7 protein-coding genes are annotated in these 7,104 nt (G+C 29.6%); 1 reads left to right on the forward strand and 6 read right to left on the reverse strand.

Annotated features, from left to right (window positions below; genetic code table 11):
• Positions 1–228: 228 nt before the first annotated feature.
• The 6 genes from U9R42_03350 to pheS are packed head-to-tail and all read right to left on the reverse strand — an operon-like array spanning position 229 to position 5,900.
• The gene (locus tag U9R42_03350) at positions 229–1,329 is read right to left on the reverse strand and encodes a hypothetical protein (protein ID MEA3495052.1); all 1,101 of its coding nucleotides are present in this window, start codon (positions 1,327–1,329) and stop codon (positions 229–231) included.
• 5 nt (positions 1,330–1,334) lie between these two features.
• Positions 1,335–1,577 carry an acyl carrier protein gene (locus U9R42_03355; GenBank protein MEA3495053.1) on the reverse strand — a complete coding sequence of 81 codons (243 nt, stop codon included), beginning with the start codon at positions 1,575–1,577 and terminating at the stop codon, positions 1,335–1,337.
• A gap of 26 nt (positions 1,578–1,603) precedes the next feature.
• The gene (locus U9R42_03360; GenBank protein MEA3495054.1) at positions 1,604–2,356 is read right to left on the reverse strand and encodes a GNAT family N-acetyltransferase; all 753 of its coding nucleotides are present in this window, start codon (positions 2,354–2,356) and stop codon (positions 1,604–1,606) included.
• A gap of 1 nt (position 2,357) precedes the next feature.
• A complete protein-coding gene (locus U9R42_03365) occupies positions 2,358–3,860 on the reverse strand; it encodes an AMP-binding protein (GenBank protein MEA3495055.1) in 1,503 nt (500 codons plus the stop codon).
• Positions 3,861–4,895 (reverse strand): polysaccharide deacetylase family protein, encoded by a 1,035-nt coding sequence (locus U9R42_03370; protein ID MEA3495056.1) that lies wholly within the window; start codon positions 4,893–4,895, stop codon positions 3,861–3,863.
• Positions 4,896–4,904: 9 nt separating this feature from the next.
• Positions 4,905–5,900 carry a phenylalanine--tRNA ligase subunit alpha gene (gene pheS / locus U9R42_03375; protein MEA3495057.1) on the reverse strand — a complete coding sequence of 332 codons (996 nt, stop codon included), beginning with the start codon at positions 5,898–5,900 and terminating at the stop codon, positions 4,905–4,907.
• 199 nt (positions 5,901–6,099) lie between these two features.
• On the opposite strand from pheS, the gene U9R42_03380 reads away from it, so the two are divergent.
• A complete protein-coding gene (locus U9R42_03380; protein MEA3495058.1) occupies positions 6,100–6,963 on the forward strand; it encodes an RNA polymerase sigma factor RpoD/SigA in 864 nt (287 codons plus the stop codon).
• Positions 6,964–7,104 lie beyond the last annotated feature (141 nt).

The raw sequence follows: 7,104 nt of genomic DNA on the forward strand, positions 1-7,104 counted from the left end.
CAGTTTACGAGAATTAATGTTAGAACTCAATAAAATAAAAAGAACTCAAATCAATAAAAAAAATATAATATTTTCAGAACTCACAAAAAAACAAAATAAAATTATTGAAGCTTTTGAGATTGACTGGAATAAAAAACATAGTTATTAACTTGTTATCCAATTTAGGCTAAATCCTCCTTCGCTAAAGCTACGGAGGAGAATCTAAACAATTCTTTTTCAAAATTCCTTTCATGCAAAAACACCATCACCATCGCCATCCTGAAGATTGTAGTTCTCAGCTTTGCAATGTTCTAACTCATTTGAAATAGCAAAATCTTTTGTTAATTTTTTTACAAAAATGAATCTGCTTTTATTTTTAAAAAACTTTTTTGACAAGACAGGATTAAAGGTAGTTATGCTCTTTATTTTCTTTTGTAATGCAATCTTTGTAATAAAATTCTGAATCAATTCAGCATTTTCTTTTTCAAAGTAACAGTAGGGTATTATTAAATTTCCGTTATACGATTTTAGCATCAAAAAAGCAATAAGTTTATCGTTTTTGTCGTACAATTTATAAAGTAGATATTCGAAATTATTAGAGAATGAGGAGAAAAAATATTTCTCTTTTTCCTTGTTTTTGTCTTTGTCCTCAGGCAATATCCATTTATTTTTAATAATCCAATTGAGTTCTTTTTTTTCTCTTTTAATCAATTCACTTTTATTATTCTTTTTTATAAAATTATTTGCTTCCTCATCAACAAATTCAATTTTTTGGAAATTAAAATTATATTTTTTGATTTTTTGTTTGACAAAAATACGCTTGGGAGCTGTTACTAAATTAAAGTTAAAATCCAATATTTTTAAAACAAATTTGATTTTACTAAAAAATATCTTCTTTTGAGGAAGAATATTTTGAAAATCAAAACGAAGAAATGCCCTTGTTCCTATTATGGAATTTGAGAAATAGAATAGAGAAGTTTTTTTTAAAATATTTAAAGTGTGAGGACTAAGGTCGGTAAGCAAGATGTTTTTTTTGCTACTCTCCATTGCTTTATAAAACAGTGGCATAGCAATTTGCTTTCCCTTTTCTTGATCTACCCACCAACAAGAATTCCAAAATATTTTTTGTTTTTTATTAGTACGAATTGTATCAGGTAAAAGTCCGATATATCCAACAAGTATTTCATTTTTATATGCAACAATTAAAGCTGTATCATTTTTATCGGCAGAAGGATTTAGTGATTGAGAAATAGCACGATGAGAACTTATAGGAATGATGTTGTTATTTAAAAAATCACCTGAATTTACGAAGGCTTGTAATTCACCAACTTTTATTTCCCTAAAGTTCATAAAAATCAATTTAATTTTTCAAAAATGTTATCACAAATTTCACCTACTGAATTGAGTTCAAGCATATCATCAAATTCAAACTGAATATTAAAACTCTTTTCAATAGTATTAAATAGCACAACATGATTTAAAGAATCCCATTTGTCAACATCAGAAGCGGTAGTTTTTTCTGTGAGTTCGAGTTTGCTGTCTTTAAAAACTGTTGCAAATATTTCTTTAAGCTTTATAAAAATATCAGTTTTATTCATCTCTTATGGTTAATGTTAAATTCCTTTTAAATTTCATCTTTTTCAGGATTCCAATAAATATCAAAGTTACAATATTCTTTAAATCCTATTTTCTTATACATTTCAAAAGCATCTTTTGTTGCTTGAAGCACAGCTATTCTATGCCCTGAATTTTTTGCATCAACTAAGGCAATTTTAGTTATTTCTCTTCCAAATCCTTTGTTTCTGTATTCTGGCAAGCTTGCAATCATGTAAAGTCCTGCCGACTTATTGTTTGAAAACATTAAGGAAGTTGCCACGGCAACAGAATTGTGGTATCCAATGTACAACACAACTTTTTGAGAATTGAAAATCTTGATGAAAATTTCCTCCTCTGACGACCTTTTATAAAAAAAAGAAAGGTCAATTACCTTAAACCATTCCTTTAATTGCTCCTTTGTTTTTACTTGAGTAACTTTCAACTTGGGTTTATCAAAACTATTCTTTGACAAATCAATTGCCATACCGGGCCAGGTCATAACTTTTAAAAAGTTAGCATCACTAAGAAGGTGCTGAAATTTCAAATTGTTGTGTGTGTTTTTTGTTATCCAAAAAGACGGTATTTCTTTATTTTTTTTGTCTGCAACTTCCTTAATTATTTTCTCTATTTTATTCGGATTTTCATCAAAAATAAAATTTGGCCAAGGAATAGAGTTAACCCATTTATAATCATCTCCATGAAAAAAGTTCAGAGAAGCCTCGCTGGCAACTAACTTGTAAAAAGCAAAAAGGTTGTTTTGTATTTCTTTCTCAACATTCATATCAACAAGAAATTTCGTTTTTTAAAATTTTATTGAGAAGATATTTTCTGTTAATTTTGTCATAGTTGTTTAAAGGAAATTTGTCTAAAACAATAATTCCCTTTGGTAGCATATAGTTTGGAAGTTTCTTTTTTAGGTATGAGTTTAAATCCTCTTTTGTTTTGTTGTTTTTTTCAACAAAAAGACATATTTCAAAAATACCGGGAATAATTTCATAAGTAATTGCTGCAACATTCATTATTCCCGTAAATCTACGAGCATACTTTTCTATTTCCGTAAGTTCAACTTTATGCCCTTGTATTTTTACCTGAAAATCTTTACGCCCACAAGAATAAAACATTCCTTTTTTATCAATAAAAGACATATCTCCTGTACGATAAAATCTTAATTCATTGCCATTAATTATTTTTGTAAAAAATACTTTTTTATTTAATTCGGGATTTTTCCAATATCCATTCATTACATTTTTTCCCGAAAAACAAAGTTCTCCAATTTCTCCTTGAGTAACTTCTTTTAAATTTTCATCAACAACAATCGCTATGTTACTACTCCACGGATATCCAAAAGCAAGAACATCATTATAGGTTTTGTTTTTATTGAAATCATTGTTCAACTCATAACCCATACAAAACATTGTTGTTTCGCAAGGTCCTGAAGCATTAATTATCTGTGCATTGGGTATGCATTCCGCCCATTTTTTAGCAAGCTGAATATTAAAAGCTTCTCCTCCATGAATTGAATAGCGAACATCTTCAAGAGAAATGTTTTTGAAATAAGGACTTAAAAATGAAAGAGTTGAAGGAACCATAACAGCAATGCTGACTTTGTATTTATTCATCACCTTGTAAGCTTCAAGGTATTTTATCCCTGAAAGTGGAACGGTGTAAACACAAGCTCCAACAGACAAAGCTGGCAAATATGAAAACATAGAAAGGTCGAATGTAAAATCAAACATTTGCAAAAATCTGTCTTCTGAACTTATTTTGTAACCGAGTGAAAAGAATGCATCAAGAGTGGCGGTTATATTTTCAAATGTTAGAGGAACTCCCTTAGGAACACCTGTACTTCCGGAAGTAAATAAAATACAAGCAACGTTTTCTTTTTTGTAATTATCTAATGAAAGGTCTATTGCTTTATCAGGTAGATTATTTGTTGAAATAAAATTTTTATCGAAAATATATGCAGGTTTTTCTTTAGAACTTAAAATCGTTTTAACTCCTGCATGCTTGCAAATTTCTGTATTTCTGTCATCAGGGTTTTCAGGATTTAAAGGCACAAAACCGTAGCCTGAAAACATTGTGGCAAAAATTGATGCGTATGTTTGAATATCGTTGTAGGTAACAATTCCAATCATTTCCTCCGTTTGCAAACAACTGTTTTCTATTTCAAATCGAATATTGGAAAGCAGGCTGGCAAAATTGGAATAGGTAGTAAAAACATCATTAATGCAAAAAGCATCTTTGTCAGGATTAGCAAGAATAATATTTTTGATTTTTTGTAGCATCTACTTTCTAATAATTTTGTTTTTACCTAATGGAGCTTTTAATAAATAATACAAATATTCTGTGTTTATAATTGTCTTTGCTTTATTGTTAGAAGTATCCATTGCAATTCTCTGCAAATTTAATGGAATAGAATCATTTTTTAATCCTGCACAACCAAAAGTAATATCTGCAATGGGATTTTTTTTGTCATAAACAGTTGTAAAAAACTCTTTTGAAACCAAATGATCTGTAAAAGGAAATGAGAATACAGGATTTTTTATTTTATGATTTCTCCTTAAATATTTAAGACTTTCTTCAATTTGAGAAACTTGCTTCTCAATAGGGATTTGATGAAACAAAGGATGATCACAGCTATGTGAACCAATAGAAAATCCATCATCAATTAGAGAATTAATTTGCTCGCTTGATAAATAGGGCTTTTCTGTTTTTAAGTAATTGTCAAAATTAATATTTAAAACAATTGCAATTTTATCAAGAATTGTTTTACTTTGATAATCAACTGTAAGTAACGTTTTTATTAAACTATCGGTTGAATATTTTACTATTGAGAGAAGCTTGGAAATTTCTTTTAAAACTGTATCGGAATAATTATTTTTATTAAGAGAATCAATAAAAATGCTGACTTTAAAACGATAAAATAAATTTTTGTTATCGACAAAATCAGTGTTTACAAAAAAGGTAGCAGGAATTCCTTTTTCTAACAAAATGGGAGCGATAACCTTATAGCATTCGCTTAGTCCGTCATCAAAAGAAAGAAAAAAACTCTTTTTTTGAAATGGCATTTTGTTTTTTGCAGAGTCAATAAGTTCATTAATATTTACTGCATTAAAGTTTTTTAAAAAGAAATCCAAATCGGATTTAAATTCTTTAATTCCTCTTATTTTAAAAAGTACAGGATTAAAATGTGCTTTTTTTTCATTTGTAATTGCGTGGTAAGCAGGCATTACAATTTTTTGTCCCGAAAAAGATGATAAAAATGCGGTTGGCAAAAAAGCTGAGAAACTATTTAGAGTATTGATAAGTTGCTTTTTCAAAACAAAATTTTAAACTTCAGAAGTAAATTGTTCAAGAAAACGAACATCGTTTTCGTAAAGAGTTCTTATGTCCTCAATTCCAAATTTTAACATTGCCATTCTCTCTATTCCCATTCCGAATGCAAAGCCTGTATATTTTGAACTGTCAATTTTACAATTTTCAAGAACATTGGGGTCAACCATTCCACAGCCGAGAATTTCCATCCATTTTTGGGAATTTATCGGACGAATATCCATTTCTGCCGATGGTTCAGTAAAAGGAAAATATGATGGGCGGAAGCGAACTTCATAATCATCTCCAAAGAATTGTTTTACGTAATAAAAAAGTGTTTGCTTAAGGTCGGCAAAAGAAACACCTTTGTCAACATAAAGCCCTTCAACCTGATGGAATTGAACATGTGATTTGTATGAAATAGTTTCGTTTCTGTAAACCCTACCAATTGAAATTGTTCTAATTGGCAAAGCCTTAGATTCCATTTCCTGAATTTGTATTGAAGATGTATGCGTACGTAGTAATACATCAGGATTCTGTCGGATAAAAAATGTATCCTGCATATCCTTTGCAGGATGATCTGCCGGAAAATTGAGAGCTGTAAAATTATGCCAGTCATCCACTATTTCTGGACCTTCTGACACAGTAAAGCCAATTCGTGCAAAATGTTCAATTATAATATTTTTTACAATAGAAATAGGATGACGTGAACCTACATTTTCTTGCGGAGACTCTAAACTAAGGTCAAGCTTTGCATATTTCTCATACTCTTCCTTTTCTTTAAAGCCATCTTTTAAAGCTTCAATTACAGAGTTTACTTTTTGTTTAAAGATATTTAAACTTTTTCCGTAAATCTTTTTTTCATCCGGAGGTAGCTTTTTGAAATCGATAAAAAGTTGTTGTAGCAAGCCTTTACGCCCAAGATATTTTATTCGTAATTCTTCAACTTCCTCAATTGTAGTTGCTTTTAATGTTTCAACATCTTTAGTTAATTCCTTAATCCTGTTTTCCATAAATTTAATTATTAATATTTTGACATTAAATAAATTTTTTATATATTTGCAAACATTTTTTTCTGCCGAATATGATAAAATTAACGAATAAATCCAACAAATCACTCACAAACATGCTTTTATTTGGTCAAATTTTTGCTTGATAACATTCGGCAAAATTCTATAATTTTTTGGGAATAGCAATATAATTATCAAAAATATGAGACAACTTAAAATTAGTAAACAATTTACAAATCGTGAGAACAAATCCTTAGACAAATATCTCAATGAAATATCCAAAGTTGAGATGATAACTCCCGGTGAAGAAGTTGAATTAGCTATAAAAATCAAGAAAGGCGACCAAATAGCACTTGAAAAGCTTGTTAATGCTAACTTAAGATTTGTTGTCTCTGTTGCAAAACAATATCAAAATCAAGGACTTACTCTTGGTGATTTGATTAACGAAGGAAATATGGGCTTAATAAAAGCTGCTAAAAGATTTGATGAAACAAGGGGCTTTAAGTTTATTTCTTATGCTGTTTGGTGGATTCGTCAGTCAATTTTACAAGCTTTAGCAGACCAATCCCGTTTGGTAAGATTACCATTAAACAAAGTAGGGTCATTAAGCAAAATATCTCATGCATCAATAAGGCTTGAGCAACAATATGAAAGAAAAGCTGCTGATTTTGAAATTGCTGAAGTATTAGAAATTTCAGCAACTGAAGTAGCCTCTACTTTATCATCATCAAGCAAGCATTTATCTATTGACGCTCCGATAAAAGAAGAAGAGGATGCAAGCTTACTCACTATTTTACCTAACGACCAAGAACCTGATCCAGATAAAGGTTTAATACATGAATCTCTTCAAAAAGAAATTTCAAGAGTTGTTACAATTTTGTCTCAAAAAGAAAGAGATATTGTAAATCTATTTTTTGGTCTTGAAGGCAACAATCCTCATTCTTATGAAGACATTAGTGACAAAATAGACCTGACAAGAGAAAGAGTAAGGCAGATTAAAGAAAAAGCACTAAGAAAACTTAGAAAATCAACAAAAAGCACAATCCTTAAAGCTTACCTTGGGTAAGTAGTGTCTCTTAGAAAACTCTACAAAATTAAAAATGTTTCTTTTTGCGATATTTTTAAGGTAAAACTCAAAATATTACTTTGGTACTAAAAATCAGCCATACGAAGCGAAGTCCGTAGGATTAATTTTTAGTTTTTAACT

The sequence above is a fragment of the Bacteroidota bacterium genome, from assembly GCA_034723125.1.
Classification (GTDB): Bacteria; Bacteroidota; Bacteroidia; order CAILMK01; family JAAYUY01; genus JAYEOP01.